General features: G+C 72.4%; 12 protein-coding genes and 2 tRNA genes. 2 read left to right on the top strand and 12 right to left on the bottom strand.

The annotated features are described in order from the left end of the window. Nucleotides 1-2: 2 nt before the first annotated feature. The 6 genes from AC0665_RS07150 to leuS all read right to left on the bottom strand — a co-directional run bounded on the left by AC0665_RS07150 (nt 3) and on the right by leuS (nt 9,498). Nucleotides 3-833, bottom strand: a complete 831-nt coding sequence (locus tag AC0665_RS07150; RefSeq protein ID WP_468408982.1) for an arylamine N-acetyltransferase family protein — start codon at nt 831-833, stop codon at nt 3-5. A gap of 4 nt (nt 834-837) precedes the next feature. Beyond that, nucleotides 838-3,459, bottom strand: a complete 2,622-nt coding sequence (locus AC0665_RS07145; protein ID WP_478704584.1) for a ComEC/Rec2 family competence protein — start codon at nt 3,457-3,459, stop codon at nt 838-840. Then, nucleotides 3,456-4,631 (bottom strand): ComEA family DNA-binding protein, encoded by a 1,176-nt coding sequence (locus tag AC0665_RS07140; protein WP_478704583.1) that lies wholly within the window; start codon nt 4,629-4,631, stop codon nt 3,456-3,458. The genes AC0665_RS07145 and AC0665_RS07140 overlap by 4 nt, the downstream gene beginning before the upstream one ends. 143 nt (nt 4,632-4,774) lie before the next feature. Then, nucleotides 4,775-5,620 carry a DegV family protein gene (locus AC0665_RS07135; RefSeq protein ID WP_363118765.1) on the bottom strand — a complete coding sequence of 282 codons (846 nt, stop codon included), beginning with the start codon at nt 5,618-5,620 and terminating at the stop codon, nt 4,775-4,777. 73 nt (nt 5,621-5,693) lie between these two features. Continuing rightward, the gene (locus AC0665_RS07130) at nt 5,694-6,479 is read right to left on the bottom strand and encodes a hypothetical protein (protein WP_478704582.1); all 786 of its coding nucleotides are present in this window, start codon (nt 6,477-6,479) and stop codon (nt 5,694-5,696) included. A gap of 136 nt (nt 6,480-6,615) precedes the next feature. Beyond that, on the bottom strand, nt 6,616-9,498 hold the full coding sequence (gene leuS / locus AC0665_RS07125) for a leucine--tRNA ligase (protein WP_478602324.1): 2,883 nt from the start codon (nt 9,496-9,498) through the stop codon (nt 6,616-6,618). A gap of 468 nt (nt 9,499-9,966) precedes the next feature. On the opposite strand from leuS, the gene AC0665_RS07120 reads away from it, so the two are divergent. Continuing rightward, the gene (locus tag AC0665_RS07120) at nt 9,967-11,229 is read left to right on the top strand and encodes a ferric reductase-like transmembrane domain-containing protein (protein ID WP_478602323.1); all 1,263 of its coding nucleotides are present in this window, start codon (nt 9,967-9,969) and stop codon (nt 11,227-11,229) included. Then, the gene (locus AC0665_RS07115; protein ID WP_478704581.1) at nt 11,226-12,836 is read left to right on the top strand and encodes an NADH-ubiquinone oxidoreductase-F iron-sulfur binding region domain-containing protein; all 1,611 of its coding nucleotides are present in this window, start codon (nt 11,226-11,228) and stop codon (nt 12,834-12,836) included. Before AC0665_RS07120 ends, AC0665_RS07115 begins: the two co-directional genes overlap by 4 nt. 99 nt (nt 12,837-12,935) lie before the next feature. On the opposite strand, the gene AC0665_RS07110 is transcribed toward AC0665_RS07115, so the two are convergent. The 6 genes from AC0665_RS07110 to rsfS form a co-directional block, all read right to left on the bottom strand. Then, a tRNA-Ala gene (locus AC0665_RS07110) sits at nt 12,936-13,008 on the bottom strand. A gap of 97 nt (nt 13,009-13,105) precedes the next feature. Continuing rightward, complete coding sequence (locus tag AC0665_RS07105) at nt 13,106-13,339, bottom strand: hypothetical protein (RefSeq protein ID WP_006136074.1); 234 nt, start codon at nt 13,337-13,339, stop codon at nt 13,106-13,108. 3 nt (nt 13,340-13,342) lie between these two features. Beyond that, on the bottom strand, nt 13,343-13,516 hold the full coding sequence (locus AC0665_RS07100) for a hypothetical protein (RefSeq protein WP_363118770.1): 174 nt from the start codon (nt 13,514-13,516) through the stop codon (nt 13,343-13,345). A gap of 200 nt (nt 13,517-13,716) precedes the next feature. After that, nucleotides 13,717-13,789: transfer RNA gene (locus tag AC0665_RS07095), tRNA-Ala, on the bottom strand. Between the two features lie 101 nt (nt 13,790-13,890). Further along, nucleotides 13,891-14,559, bottom strand: coding sequence for a histidine phosphatase family protein (locus AC0665_RS07090; protein ID WP_468633721.1), 669 nt, complete (start codon nt 14,557-14,559; stop codon nt 13,891-13,893). After that, nucleotides 14,556-15,002, bottom strand: a complete 447-nt coding sequence (gene rsfS / locus AC0665_RS07085) for a ribosome silencing factor (RefSeq protein ID WP_478602320.1) — start codon at nt 15,000-15,002, stop codon at nt 14,556-14,558. The genes AC0665_RS07090 and rsfS overlap by 4 nt, the downstream gene beginning before the upstream one ends. Nucleotides 15,003-15,016 lie beyond the last annotated feature (14 nt).

The raw sequence follows: 15,016 nt of genomic DNA, 5'->3' as shown, positions 1-15,016 counted from the left end.
CGCTACGCGGGATTCCGCAGTGCCGGCACCTTGTCCAGTTCGATCCCGAACCGCTCCCGGTACGCGCCCAGCACCTCCTCGTCCGTCTCCAGTTCCCTTTCCTTCCGGCTGCCGTCGGCGGCCGTCGTCGTGAGCCTGCGCCCGCTGAGCGTGACCCGGCCTCCGTCCTCCGTTACCCGTGAACAGACCAGCGACCGCGTGAAGTGCGACACCGGCGACGTGCTGTGCCACCAGGCCCCCGCCGCGAAGTCGCCGAGCACCCGCGGCCGCACCTCCAGGCGGTACTGCGGTCTGTCACCCCGGAACACGTCAAGGTCCGCCGCCTCCACCGTGGCGTGCCCACCGCGCACCCCGGCCGCGTCCGGCCCCGCCTCCACGATCCGGAAGGTGCCCCCCGGATCCTTCTGCTCCCCCCGGTCCCCGAGCGCCAGCGGGAAGTGGCTGTGCGCCCCGAACCCCACGTCGGCCAGCCAGTCGCCCCCGTCCACCGTCCGCACCCGCAGCGCCAGATGGTCGTACGGGATCCCGAGCCGCTCCCCGTCCCCGTACACCCGTGCCGCCAGCAGCGCCACGTCGAATCCCAGCGCGGCGAGCAACGCCCCGAAGGAACCGTTGAGTTCATAACAGAACCCACCCCGGCGGGCCCCGACCACCTTGTCCAGCAGCCGTGTCTCCTCCAGCACGATCTCCTCGCCCCGATGGATCGAGAGGTTCTCGAACGGCACGGTCCGCAAGTGCCGCAGGTGCAGTTCGCGCAGCGCGTCGACGGTGGGCCACGCCGGGGGCTCGGCTCCGATGCGGCGGAGGTAGGCGTCGGCCTGAGCTGAGTTCATGCCCTCAGTCTCGCGCCACGCTCAGCTCCCCGCCCCCTCCCACGACCGCGAGCGCGCCGTCCCGGTCCGTCCGCAGCACCGCCGCGCCCCCGGCACGCAGCGCGGCGACGGTCCCCGGCGCCGGGTGGCCGTAGGAGTTGTCCTCGCCGCAGGAGATGAGGGCCAGCCGCGGTGCCGCCCGGCGTATGAGGCCGGGGTCCTGGTAGGCGGAGCCGTGGTGGGCGACCTTCAGCACGTCCACTCCCTCCAGTGTCTCGGCCGCCGGTGATCGTGCCAGCGCCCTCTGGGCCGGGGGCTCCAGGTCGCCCAGGAGCAGCAGGCGCAGTCCGGCCGAGCGGACCAGCATGGCGACACTGGCGTCGTTCGGCCCCTCCGGCACGGGGTGCGCCGGAAACATCCCCGGAAGTGCCCCCGCAGGCGCCCCCGGTGACACCCACCGGGGTGAGCCCGGCGGCGGGCCGGGAGGCGGCGGCCACACCACCTCCCAGGACAACTCCCCCGTGCGCCGCTGCTCCCCGGCCGCCGCCCGTGTCAGGGGAATGCGCCGCGCCGCCGCCAGTCTGCGCACGAACGCGGCCTGGTCCGGCGGCTCTTCGAAGCCCGTCGTCTCGATCGCGCCCACCGTCCGTCCGCGCAGCACCCCGGGCAGACCGGCCACATGGTCGGCGTGGAAGTGGGTGAGAACGACCAGCGGGATCCTGGTGATGCCGAGCGAGCGCAGGCAGTGGTCGACGAGCTGCGGATCAGGCCCCGCGTCGACGACGACACCGCTCCCCCCGCCCGCGGCGAGGACCATGGCGTCGCCCTGCCCCACGTCACACATCACCAGCCGCCAGCCCGGGGGCGGCCAGCCCGTGACGACCCGGGTCAGCGGCGGCGGCTGCACCACCACCAGCGCGAGCAGCAGGCCACAGGCCCCGCACCACCAGGGATGCCCGAGCAGTCGCCGTCCGACGAGCACCACGGTCAGTGTCACGGCCAGGAGCAGCGCCGCACCCGCCCAGCTGCCCGGCCAGTCGATGCCCCCGCCCGGCAGCGCGGCCCCGGCACGGGCGATCCGCGCGATCCACTCGGCGGGCCAATGCGCGCACCACGCCAGGGCCTCGGCCACCGGCATCGACACCGGCGCCAGGGCCAGGGCCGCGAACCCCAGCACGGCCGCCGGCGCGATCGCGAACTCCGCGAGCAGATTGCACGGCACCGCCACCAGACTCACCCGCGCCGAGAGCACGGCCACGACGGGCGCGCACAGGGCCTGCGCCGCCGCGGCGGCGCCGAGCGCCTCGGCAAGCCTCGCCGGCACCCCGCGCCGCCGCAGCCCGGCACTCCAGCGCGGCGCGAGCGTGAGCAGGGCACCGGTCGCCACGACGGAGAGCAGGAACCCGTAACTGCGCGCCAGCCACGGGTCGTGGAGCACCAGCAGCAGGACCGCCGTGGCCAGCGCGGGAATCATCGACCTCCGGCGTCCGGTGGCCAGGGCCAGCAGCGCCACCGCCCCGCAGGCCGCGGCCCGCACCACGCTCGGATCCGGTCTGCACACGATCACGAACCCGAGCGAGAGCGCGCCCCCGAGCACCGCCGTCCCCCGCAGGGAGACACCGAGCCGCGGCGCCAGCCCTCGTCGCTCCGCGTGCTGTGCCAGGCCGGGCGGCCCGAGCAGCAGCGCGAGGAGGATCGTGAAGTTGGCTCCCGAGACGGCCAGCGTGTGGGTGAGGTCGGTCTCCTTGAAGGCCTCCTCGAGCTCCGGGGTGATCCGCGAGGTGTCCCCCACCACCAGGCCCGGCAACAGCGCCCGAGCGTCCGGGGGGAGCCCGTCGGTCGCTTCCCGCAGGCCCGCACGCAGGCGCCCGGCCAGGCGCTGCGGGGCCGAGGGCTCGCCCACCACGTCCGGTGCGGTCTTTCCGCGCACCCGCAGTACGGCCGCGACCCGGTCCCCGCCCGTCATCGCGGGTGCCAGCCGCGCGCTGATCCGCAGCCGCGTCGACGGCAGCAGGCCGAGCCACGGGGACCGCACCGGCCCACCGGCGGCCGCGCCGTGACGGGACGAGTCCATGTCGACGATCAGCAGCACCGGCGTCCGTGTGGCGACCGCCGCGCCACCCCCTTCCTCGACGTGCCGCACGTCGGCGTCGATCAGCACGGCCGTCGGAGCCACGTGGTCGCCGCGGACCCTGGGCCGGGTGAGCCGTGGGTCGGATGTGAGCTCGGCCTCGACGGTCACCGTCGCGTACTCCCGCGCAAGGCCGGGCACGGGGCCCCGGCGCAGATCCGCCCCGTGCAGCCCGGCCGAGGCGGCGGCCGCCGCGACACACAACAGCAGGGCGGCGGCCGAGGCCCGCGGCCAGGACGCCGCTCCGTGCCTCCGGGCCCACGGCAGCAGGGCGAAGGTTGCCAGGCAGCCGATCACGATGCCGACGGCCCACCCCGAGGAGGCGCCCAGCACCAGCGCCGCCGTCGCCCAGGCCGCCAGGGCCGGGGGTACGAGCCGCAGGTCCGTCGGCCCTTCCTGGCGTGGGCGGGCGGCGCCGAGGCGCGTGCCGGAGGAAGCGTGCACGGACGCCCGGGTGGGGTGGAGCCCGGACGCGGCCTCCTCCTGCCGCGCCGGGGCGTGCGGGGCGCCCCTCATGGCCGTACGAGAGCGCGCAGGTCGGCGAAGCGGCGGTCGCCGATGCCGTTCACCTCTCGCAGCTCGTCCACCGAGCGGAAACCACCGTGCTGGGTGCGGTAGTCGATGATGTGCTGCGCCAAGACCGGGCCGACCCCCGGCAGGGTGTCGAGTTGGTCCGCGGTGGCGGTGTTGAGGGAGACGGGAGCCACCGGGGCGCCGGCCCCTCCGGCCGGAGTGCCGGGAGTGTGACCGCCGCCCGCCCCGGGTGCCGCGGCGGGGGCCGGTCCCCCGACGATCACCTGCTCGCCGTCCACGAGGAACCGGGCGCGGTTGAGCCCGTCGGTGTTCGTGCCCGGCTTCACCCCACCGGCCGCGCTGAGGGCGTCCGCCACCCGTGAGCCGGCCGGCAGCCGGTGGATGCCCGGCTCCCGGACCTTGCCGCCGACGTCCACGACGATCTCGGGCGCCCCCGCCTTCCCGGCCCCCGCGGCGGCTCCCGGGGAAGCACCTGCCCCCGAAGCGGCCCCCGCAGAAGCACCAACGCCCGGGTGCCGTTCCTCCTCCGCCTGCCCGCCCTGCTGTCCCTCCTCGAACGGCACCGCCGCCCGCACCACCTCCGGGGGCCGCACCGTCTGGGTCCGCCCGGTCCAGAAGTGCTGTGCGGCGAAGGCCGCGGCGACGACGAGCACCACGCTCAGCGCGAGCACACTGCGCCGCTCCAGACCACACCGCGTCTGCATCCACAACGGCATACGCTCGCGCAGCGCCAGCCCGGCCCGCTCCCGCCAGGCTCCCTCCGCCGAGCGGCCGTCCACGTGGTCCGCCTCGACGAGAGCACCGGTGAAGCCGCCCTGGGGAGCCGGAGGCACCGCAGGGCCGCCACCCCCTGGCCACGTCTCCTCGGCACCCTCGCGGCCCGGTGGTCCCGGCGGGTCCTGCCCCGACTCCCGCTTCTCCACGGGGCGTTCGGCGGGTGCGGGTGGCGCGGTCCACTCGTCCGGGTCGATCCGCGCGGGATGCTCGCCGAACAACACCCCCGCGCGCCGCCGGAGTTCCTCCGCCGAGGCATGACGCTGCCGGGCCCGTCCGCGTGGGACGGACCGGCGATGACGGACGCGCCCGTCGGACGCCGGCCCTCGGCCCGGCCCACTGGTCGCGGTCGCTGTGCGTGAAGGTGATCGAAGTGCCATGGGACGAGGATCGGCGACCTCGCCCCGCCCGCGTCGATCTTGGTCATTTTCCGGGGACGGTCCACCGGTTGTGGAAAACTCCGCCCCTCACACGGGTGAGCGGGGCCCGCGGCGACGTTCCCCGCGGCGATCCCCGGCAACGTTCACCGCGGCGAAACGACAACCGCCAGCAGCCCGGGCCCCGAATGCGCCCCGATCACCGCCCCGACCTCGCTGACATGCAGATCGGCCAGCCCCGGCAGCCGTGTCCGCAACCGGTCCGCCAGGGCCGACGCCCGTTCCGGCGCGGCGAGATGATGGACGGCGACGTCGACCGGGGCACCGCCCGCGCGCTCGGCGGCGATCTCCTCCAGGCGGGCGATCGCCTTCGACGCGGTGCGCACCTTCTCCAGCGGTCCGATCCGGCCGTCGGCCAGTTGCAGCAGGGGCTTCACCGCGAGCGCCGAGCCCAGCAGGGCCTCGGCGGCGCCGATGCGGCCGCCGCGGCGCAGGTAGTCGAGGGTGTCGACGTAGAAGTAGGCGGATGTGCCCGCGGCCCGCTTCTCCGCGGCCGTGACGGCCTCGTCCACGGTGCCGCCCGACTCGGCGGTCTGCGCCGCGGACAGCGCGCAGAACCCGAGCGCCATGGCGATCATGCCGGTGTCCACCACCCGCACGGGCACCGGCGCCTGCCGCGCGGCGGCGACGGCGGCGTCGTAGGTGCCGGAGAGCTCGGCGGACAGGTGCAGGGAGACGATGCCGGTGGCACCGGAGGCGGCGACCCTGCGGTACGTCTCCTCGAAGACCGCCGGACTGGGCCGCGAGGTCGTCACGGGGCGCCGCTTCTGCAAAGCCTGGGCGAGGGCACGGGTCGAGATCTCGGTGCCCTCCTCCAGGGCCCGGTCGCCGAGGACCACGGTCAGGGGGACCGCTGTGATGCCGTGCCGCTCCATCGTCCGGGCCGGCAGGTAGGCCGTTGAATCGGTGACGATCGCGACATGGCGGGACATGAGCTGGAGGTTACCTGCCGTAGCGCCGGTGCGGCAGCCCGGGCCCCGCGCCCCCGCGGCGCCCGTGGCGGGATCAAGTGGTGCTCTCGGGGCGGGGCTTCTTCTGCCAGGGGTGGACCGGGCGCGGTCCCGGCGGTGTGATGGCGGGCCGCGCCGGCTCCTGCGCGGGGCTCGACTGCGCGCCGTCCGGCCAGGTCTGACCGGTCGTGGGAGTGTCCGCTGCGGGTGCCTCGGGCCATGGCCGCGCCGCGGGCTCGGGGGGCGCGGCGGACTGCCGGGGCGACGCCGACTGCCGCGCCGGCGCCGACTGCGGTTCCGTCGCCGTCCAGTGCCGCAGCGCTCCGGACTCCAGGTCGATCTGCGCGCTGAGCGAGTCCAGGTCGTCCTCCGCGAAGCGGCGGGCGCGGTCGCGGGCCGCCCAGCGCAGCGAGTCCGCCGCGTGCGTGATGCGTTCGGTGCGCTCGCGCAGCTCGGGGAGCCGCTCACCGAGCGCGGCGCGGTCCGGCTCCGCCTCCAGGCGCCTCAGCTCGCCGTCCAGCTCGTGCCCGTGCGCGCTGAGCCGCTCGAAGAGGCCGACGGATTCCTTCAGGGACTCGTCCTCGGCCACGGCCGCGTCCAGCGCTTCCTGGGTGGCGCGCATCGAGGTGCGCAGCTTCAGCCGGAGCTGGGCCAGTTCGCCCGCGGCGCCGGGCTGGACGAAGGACCTGGCGCGCAGGGTGTGGTCCTCGACCGTGCGGCGGGCCTGGGTGATGCCGCGGTCCACGCCGCGCTTGGCGGCGCCGACCACCTTCACCGTGGCGTACACCCCGAGCCCGAAGAGCACGAAGAGCAGGGCGAAGACTGCGATCACTGCTTCCACAAGGGCTCCTCCTCAGGCCGGCACGGTGCCTCGTCGCTCCTCCACGGTAAACGCAACGGGCAGGTCCGGAGTTCCAGAAAAACCCCGAACCTGCCCGTAGGGGACCACCCCGAGGGGTGTCAGCGCCCGTCGGCGACTACGCCGGAACGATGTTCACCAGCTTCGGCGCGCGCACGATCACCTTCCGGATCCCGGCACCGCCCAGCGCGGCGACGACCTTCTCGTCCGCCAGCGCGACCTTCTCCAGCTCGTCGTCGGAGATCGACGGCGAGACCTCCAGCCGGGCCTTGACCTTGCCCTTGACCTGCACGACGCAGGTCACGGTCTCGTCGACGACGTACGCCGGGTCGGCCACCGGGAAGTCCCGGTGCACCACCGAGTCGGTGTGCCCCAGCCGGCGCCACAGCTCCTCGGCGATGTGCGGGGCCAGCGGCGCGACCATCAGCACCAGGGCCTCGGCGACCGGGCGGGAGACGGCCTCGCCCACCTTGGTCAGGTGGTTGTTCAGCTCGGTGACCTTGGCGATGGCGGTGTTGAACCGCATGCCCTCCAGGTCCCCGCGGACCCCGTCGATCGCCTTGTGCAGGGCACGCAGCGTCTCCACGTCGATGTCGGCGTCCTCGGTGTCGACGACGGTGACCTCGCCGGTCGCCTCGTCGACGATGTTGCGCCACAGCCGCTGGAGCAGCCGGAACTGGCCGACCACCGCGCGCGTGTCCCACGGCCGGGAGACGTCCAGCGGACCCATGGCCATCTCGTACAGGCGCAGGGTGTCGGCGCCGTACTCGGCGCAGATCTCGTCCGGAGTGACCGCGTTCTTCAGGGACTTGCCCATCTTGCCCAGCAGGCGGCTGACCTTCTCGCCCTGGTACCAGTAGGCGCCGTCGCGCTCCTCCACCTCGGCGGCGGGCACCGCGATGCCCCGGCTGTCGCGGTAGACGTAGGCCTGGATCATGCCCTGGTTGAACAGCTTGTGGAACGGCTCGGCGGAGGAGACGTGCCCCAGGTCGTACAGGACCTTGGACCAGAAGCGCGCGTACAGCAGGTGCAGCACGGCGTGCTCGGCGCCGCCGACGTACAGGTCGACACCGCCGTGCGGCTGACCCTCGCGCGGGCCCATCCAGTACTGCTCGATCTCGGGGTCGACCAGCTTCTCGCTGTTGTGCGGGTCCAGGTAGCGCAGCTCGTACCAGCAGGAACCGGCCCAGTTGGGCATGGTGTTGGTCTCGCGCCGGTACCGCTTCGGCCCGTCGCCCAGGTCCAGCGTCACGTTGACCCAGTCCTCGTTGCGCGACAGCGGCGTCTCGGGCTGGGTGTCGGCGTCGTCCGGGTCGAAGGTGCGGGGGCTGTAGTCCTCGACCTCGGGCAGCTCCAGCGGCAGCATCGACTCGGGCAGCGCGTGGGCGATGCCGTCCTCGTCGTAGACGATCGGGAAGGGCTCGCCCCAGTAGCGCTGGCGGCTGAACAGCCAGTCGCGCAGCCGGAAGTTGACGGTGCCCTCGCCGACGCCGGACCGCTCCAGCCACTCGGTGATGCGCGCCTTGGCCTCGGCGACCTCCAGGCCGTCCAGGCTGACCTCGTCGTTCGAGGAGTTGATGATCTTCGCGTCGTACGACGAGAAGGCGTTCTCCCAGGTCGAGGTGTCGGTGCCGCGGCCGTCGGTCGGCTCCACGATGCAGGTGATCGGCAGCTCGAAGGCACGGGCGAACTCGAAGTCGCGCTGGTCGCCCGCGGGCACGGCCATGATCGCGCCGGTGCCGTAGCCCATCAGGACGTAGTCGGCGATGAAGACCGGGACCCGCTCGCCGTTGACCGGGTTGGTCGCGTACGCGCCGATGAAGACGCCGGTCTTGTCCTTGGCCTCGGCCTGGCGCTCCACGTCGGACTTGGAGGCGGCCTGCGCGCGGTAGGCGGCGACGGCCTCACCCGGGGTCGCGTGGCCGCCGGTCCACACCTCGTGGGTGCCCTCCGGCCAGGCGGCCGGGGTGAACTTCTCGACCAGCGGGTGCTCGGGCGCCAGCACCATGTAGGTGGCGCCGAACAGGGTGTCCGGGCGCGTGGTGAAGACGGTGATGCGCTCGCCGTCGATCGGGAAGTCGACGCGGGCGCCCTCGCTGCGGCCGATCCAGTTGCGCTGCTGGAGCTTGATGGCCTCGGGCCAGTCCAGCTCCTCCAGGTCCTCCAGCAGCCGGTCGGCGTAGGCCGTGATGCGCATGTTCCACTGGCGCAGCTTGGCCTTGAAGACCGGGAAGTTGCCGCGCTCGGAGCGGCCCTCGGCGGTGACCTCCTCGTTGGCCAGCACGGTGCCCAGCCCGGGGCACCAGTTGACCGGCGCGTCGGAGGCGTAGGCCAGCCGGAACTCACCCAGGACGTCGGCCTTCTCGGCGGCGCTCAGCTCGCTCCACGCGCGCGTGTGCCCCGGGACGGGCCGCTCACCGGACTCGAACTGCTCGACCAGCTCGGCGATCGGGCGGGCCCGCCGGGCGTCGTGGTCGTACCAGGAGTTGAAGATCTGCAGGAAGATCCACTGGGTCCACTTGTAGTAGTCCGGGTCGATCGTGGCGAACGAGCGGCGCTTGTCGTGGCCCAGGCCCAGCCGGCGCAGCTGGGCCTTCATGTTCTCCATGTTGGCCTCGGTGGACACGCGCGGGTGCGTGCCGGTCTGCACCGCGTACTGCTCGGCGGGCAGGCCGAAGGCGTCGAAGCCCAGGGTGTGCAGGACGTTGTGGCCGGTCATCCGCTGGAAGCGGGCGAAGACGTCCGTGGCGATGTAGCCCAGCGGGTGGCCGACGTGCAGGCCCGCACCGGAGGGGTACGGGAACATGTCCATGATGAACTTCTTGGGCTTGGCGGCGATCTCCGGGGCGCCGGCCAGGTCGCCCTTGGGGTTGGCCGCCGCGTAGGTGCCGTCGGCGTCCCAGATGTCCTGCCAGCGTGCCTCGATCTCGGCAGCCATGGCGGCCGTGTAGCGGTGCGGCGCCGCCACCTCGGAGGTGGCGGCGGGGTTCGTCTCGCTCATGATCCTCAAAGCTCCATCGATCGTCTCTGCCTGCGGCTGTGTGGTTCGAGAAACGAAAAATCCCCTCGCACAGGAGGGGACGCCGCGCCGATTCCGGCCACTCGACTCATCCGGTGGCCGGGACTGATCAGCGCGGCCCGCTAAGCAGAAGGCGTACGGCACGCATGGCGCTAGGGTACCGCAGGCCCTCAGCGCGTCGCGACGCGCTTCCGAGTGCCGTCCACGCGCCCGAAAAGCTGAACCAAGGTCAATGGTTACTTCGCGTAACAGTCGCTAAGGGACATCACTACAAGCACATTGTCCTTTGATAACAGCGCAATAACTCAAACCTCGTACTCATCGGTATGGCTCCGCTTAGAGTTCGGCGCGGGACCGCTGCTTTCCCGAACCGCTCGGAGTTGCCCCCATGAACCCTCATCGCAGTAACACCTCGCTCAGCCCGGCCGCCGGGACGTGGGGAGGACAGCCGTGACCAACGACTCCACGGCGGACGACTCCCTTGCCGGTTTCCTCAACTTCGGCGCGGGCGTGCTGGCCCTGGTGTGCCTCACCTGCTCGGTCATCTGGGGCCTGGTCGCCCAGGACCGGGTCCTGCTGGACACCCGCAGGCGCATCCTGGCGCAGGCCGTGCACCGGACCACGGCCGTCGCCTCGATCGTCTTCCTGCTGGTGCACATCGGCGTCAAACTGGCGCTCGCCCACACCACGTGGGTCGCGGTGTTCGTCCCCTTCGGACTCCTCGCCAGCGACGAGGACAGGCTCATGGGCCGGTCGTTCCTCGTCGGCCTCGGCACCCTGGCCAGCCTGCTCATGATCTTCGTGGCCGTCACCGGCGTGCTGCGCAACCGCTTCGCGTCCCCCGCGCCCGTCGCGGCCCGCTGGCGGGCCATGCACATGCTGGCCTACCCCGCCTGGTGCGCCGCCCTGGTTCACGGACTCTACGCGGGTCGCTCGGCCAAGCCGATCTTCGTCATCCTGTACTGCCTCTCCCTGGCCGGAGTGACCGCCGCCCTCGCCCTGCGCGCGGCTCCGCGCCAGGTCAAGCGCAAGGTCGCCGACAAGGTCGCCTCACTCATCGGACCCGGTGAGGGCCCGGGCCGCAGGGACCTGGAGGAGAGCCGGGCCCGGGCCGGCGGCGGCTCGACGCTGCCCGGCTACGAGAGCCGGGAGCCCCGCGCGAAGACCGGCGCCACCGCGTCCGGGCCGCTGTACGAGACGGCGGAACGCCCCGGGGCCAAGGAGCCCGCGAAGGGCTTCGCCGCCGCCTACCGCGCCGTCTCGGCTCCTCCCCAGGGCCGGCAGGCCTTCGCGCCCGGGCCGACGACCAGCATGCAGCTGCCGCTCGACCTGCAGGCCACCGAGACCATCCCGACCGTGGACGGCCCCTCCAGCACCTCGGGCAACTGGCCCATCCCGTCCCCGCCGCCGGTCGGCGAGGCCCCGCCGTCGGCCTACGACCCGCTCCAGGACACGGGCTTCAACATCCCGCCCTACGACCCCCTGCAAGACACTGGACAAAGCATCCCGGCCTATGGCAATCCAGGCGCCACCGGCTATGGATCGAGTGACGTGTACGACACGGGTGAGACGAACGCGGTCTACGACACGTACTACCCGAACGACACGTACAACAGCGGTCCCGCCAATGAAACAAACCCCGGTGCGTCCTACGATTTCGACGCACCGGGCTCGGGCGAACCTTGGAACACGCCTTCCGGAGGCTTTAAGTGAACGAGGCCCTGCCCGACGTACCCGAAGTCCGCGTGGTCGGACTTCCCCAGCTCACGTCGGGCTTCGACCTTGTCGATCGGCTCGATCTGCCCATGCACCTCAAGGTGCACGGGCCGCTCGAGCCGATGGGCGGCGAGCAGCTCGCACAGCTCGCCGAACGCATCAACCTCAAGGGCCGCGGCGGCGCGGGCTTCCCCTTCCACAAGAAGCTGCGCTCGGTCGCCGAGGCGGCGATCAAGCGCGGCGTCCGGCCGGTCGTCGTCGTGAACGGAAGCGAGGACGAGCCGGCCTGCCGCAAGGACACGGTGCTGATCAACCGTACCCCTCATCTGATCCTGGACGGCGCGCTGCTGTGCGCCGAGGCCCTGGGTGCCCGCACGCTCGTGGTGGGGGTCACCCGTGAGTCGACCCAGCGCTCGATGGAGGCCGCGCTCGCCGAACGCGGCCTCAGCAACGGCCGCCGCTCGGCCCTGCGGGCGCGGGTGCAGCGCAATCCGGTCCGCATGGTCACCGGCGCCGCCGCCTCGGTGATCCGCTCGATCGACGGCGGCCCGGCCATCCCGCCCGGCCGCAAGGTCAGCGCCTCGCAGAACGGCGTCGGCGGCGCACCCACGCTGCTGTCCAACGCCGAGACCTTCGCCCAGCTGGCCATCGCCGCCCGCATCGGCCCGGAGCGCTACGGCAACACCGGCCTGTACGACGAGCCGGGCACCGTCATGCTCACGGTCTCCGGCGCGGTCGCCCGCCCCATGGTGATCGAGGTGCCCACGGGCGTGCCGCTGCGGTACGTCCTGCAGCTGGCCGGCGCGCCGCCGGTGCCGCAGGGTGTGCTCACCGGCGGCTACCACGGCAAGTGGATCGACGCGGCGACGGTCAACGAGGCGATCGTCTCGCGCAACTCCCTGGACGCGGTGGGCGGCGCGCTCGGCGCCGGCGCGATTCTGCCGATCACTCAGGAGACGTGCCCGCTGGGCGAGTCGCTGCGGGTGGCGCAGTGGCTGGCCGAGGAGAGCGCGGGCCAGTGCGGCCCCTGCTACCTCGGCCTGCCGGCCGCCGCGCGCGGCCTGGAGGACATCCTCAACGGCGGTGGTCCGGCCGCCCTGGAGGCGCTCAAGCAGGTCGCCAAGAACGTGAAGCGGCGCGGTGCGTGCTCCCACCCGGACGGCTCGGCGATGTTCATCGAGTCGACCATCAAGGCGTTCACGGACGACCTGGCCGCCCATGTCCTCGGCAACGGCTGCGGACGGCCCGTGGAGGGCGTTCTGCCGCTCTTCGAGGGGGGCAGGGCCCCTACGGGCCTCCCGGGCGGCGCGGAGTCCGAGGAGAACGGCCCCAGCCGCCAGAAGATCTTCGTGGACTGGACGCTGTGCCGGGGCCACGGCCTGTGCGCGGACATCCTGCCCGAGGTGTTCCAGCTGGGCGCCGACGGCTTCCCGACGGTGGCGCAGGCGCAGGTGCCGCGGTACGCCGAGGCCAAGGCCCTGCGCGCCGTGCGCCGCTGCCCGGCGCTGGCCCTGCGCATCGAGGAGTCGCGCGCGCCGGGCACGCCGTCCCGCAACCTCCCGGTCCTCTCCCAGGGCCGCGGACGGCGCGCTCTCGGCCGCTGAACACCCCTACGGCGGGCTCCCTTCGGGGGGCCCGCCGTACGCGTACGCACAACAAGAAGGCGGGCCATCCGATCGGATGGCCCGCCTTCTCAACTTCTGTGGAGCTAAGGAGAATTGAACTCCTGACCTCCTGCATGCCATGCAGGCGCTCTACCAACTGAGCTATAGCCCCTTGCCTGTGCCCTTCCGGGTTTCCCCGGCGGCGAAGCCAACATTACTGGCCCATCAGGCTCAACACCAAATCGGTTTCCCTTTGCCCGAAATGACCGTTATGCCGTCACGAACGAGTAGAACCGCTTGAGCGTGCAGTGCTCCTCCAGGAGCCGGCCGTAGATCGGCTCGCCCTCCAACTCGCGGTACGTCTCGATCGGGTCGCCTTTTATGATCAGCGCCCGCGCGCATTCCTCGCACCAGTACTGGTAGTCGGGATTGATCGGCTCCATGTCACGGACGATCGGGGTCCCGCTGCCGCACCAGTCGCACTTTCGCCTGTGTGCACCCATCGATCAGCTCCAGCTGTGGCCGCAGGCCGTGCACACGTAGGAAACTCCGCCGTTGTCGCCGAGCATCTGGGCCACGTGCGCGGAACCGCAGGAAGGGCAGCTGAGTCGGGTGGACATCTCCCGGGTCAACGCTGCTTCGAGGAGGTGGTCGGCCTCCTCGCGGATGCTCGCAGGCATCGCTACTCCTCCCGTCGGGTCGCGCCCCCTTCCGGCCGTTTGATTCTGCCACGGCCGGACCAATACGGTCAGCGACGCCTCAGTACCAGTCCGGACACGGCACCCCGGCGGGGCCGTAGAGGTATACGCCGCGCGGGGCCGAGCGACTCAAGCCCGGAGCATGAAAAATCCCGCCCCCTCGCGGGAACGGGATCTTGTTGTGGAGCTAAGGAGAATTGAACTCCTGACCTCCTGCATGCCATGCAGGCGCTCTACCAACTGAGCTATAGCCCCTCGCCACGCGGCGGAGCCGCATGATGATTCTTGTTCCCCCCGCTGGCGGGGCGAACAAGAAGAACTTTAGCCTGCGACCTGCCGGAAAGTGAAATCCGGGGTCAGTCGTCGTCGCCGAGCACCGGTTCCGGCAGGGTGCCGGCGTTGTGCTCCAGCAGGCGCCAGCCGCGGGCGCCTTCGCCGAGGACCGACCAGCAGCAGTTGGAGAGTCCGCCGAAGCTCTCCCAGTGGTGGGGGTCCAGGCCGAGGAGGCGGCCGATGGTGGTGCGGATCGTGCCGCCGTGGCTGACGACGACGAGCGTGCCGCCCTCGGCGAGCTTCTCGGCGTGCCGCAGCACCACGGGGGCGGCGCGGTCGGCCACCTCGGTCTCCAGTTCGCCCCCACCGCGGCGGACGGGCTCCCCGCGCTTCCACGCGGCGTACTCGTCGCCGTACCGGGAGATGATCTCCTCGTGCGTGAGACCCTGCCAGGCGCCCGCGTAGGTCTCGCGCAGCGCCTCGTCGTGGGTGACGTCGAGGCCGGTGAGCGTGGCCAGCTCGGCGGCCGTGGCGGCGGCGCGCCGGAGGTCGGAGGCGACCATCGCGTCCGGCTTCAGCGAGGCGAGGAGCCGGGCGGCGCGGCGGGCCTGGGCGACGCCGGTCTCGGTCAGCTCGACGTCCGTGCTGCCCTGGAAACGGCGCTCCACGTTCCACGAGGTCTGGCCGTGCCGCCAGAGGATGATGCGGCGGCCCCCGCCCTTCCCGGCGGTCGCCTCACCGGAGGAGGTCACCGCCAGTCACCGTCCAGCTCCGCCGCCTCCTCGGCCGCGCGCTGCTTGGCGTGCTCCTCGGCCTTGCCGCGGGTGGCCTTGGCCTCCTCGGGCAGTTCGAGCTCGGGACAGTCCTTCCACAGTCGCTCCAGGGCGTAGAAGACGCGCTCCTCGCTGTGCTGGACGTGGACGACGATGTCGACGTAGTCCAGCAGCACCCAGCGTGCTTCCCGGTCGCCCTCGCGGCGCACCGGCTTGGCGCCGAGCTCCTTGGAGAGGCGCTCCTCGATCTCGTCGACGATCGCCTTGACCTGGCGGTCGTTGGGCGCGGAGGCCAGCAGGAAGGCGTCCGTGATGGACAGCACCTCGCTGACGTCGTAGGCGACGATGTCGTGGGCCAGCTTGTCGGCGGCCGCCTGGGCGGCGGTGTTGATCAGCTCGTGAGAGCGGTCGGTCACGGTCACTGCGCGGCTTTCGG

The sequence above is a fragment of the Streptomyces sp. NPDC043685 genome, from assembly GCF_056436585.1.
Note: the sequence above shows the minus strand (reverse complement) of the source record. Positions and strands in the feature narration are given on the sequence as shown.

Bases quoted from the DNA above. Each gene is read 5' to 3' on its own strand.
- AC0665_RS07135 (WP_363118765.1), bottom strand. From the start codon at position 5,620: ATGTCCCGCCATGTCGCGATCGTCACCGATTCAACGGCCTACCTGCCG.
- AC0665_RS07105 (WP_006136074.1), bottom strand. From the start codon at position 13,339: ATGGGTGCACACAGGCGAAAGTGCGACTGGTGCGGCAGCGGGACCCCG.
- AC0665_RS07140 (WP_478704583.1), bottom strand. From the start codon at position 4,631: ATGGCACTTCGATCACCTTCACGCACAGCGACCGCGACCAGTGGGCCG.
- AC0665_RS07150 (WP_468408982.1), bottom strand. From the start codon at position 833: ATGAACTCAGCTCAGGCCGACGCCTACCTCCGCCGCATCGGAGCCGAG.
- AC0665_RS07145 (WP_478704584.1), bottom strand. From the start codon at position 3,459: ATGAGGGGCGCCCCGCACGCCCCGGCGCGGCAGGAGGAGGCCGCGTCC.
- leuS (WP_478602324.1), bottom strand. From the start codon at position 9,498: ATGAGCGAGACGAACCCCGCCGCCACCTCCGAGGTGGCGGCGCCGCAC.
- AC0665_RS07100 (WP_363118770.1), bottom strand. From the start codon at position 13,516: ATGCCTGCGAGCATCCGCGAGGAGGCCGACCACCTCCTCGAAGCAGCG.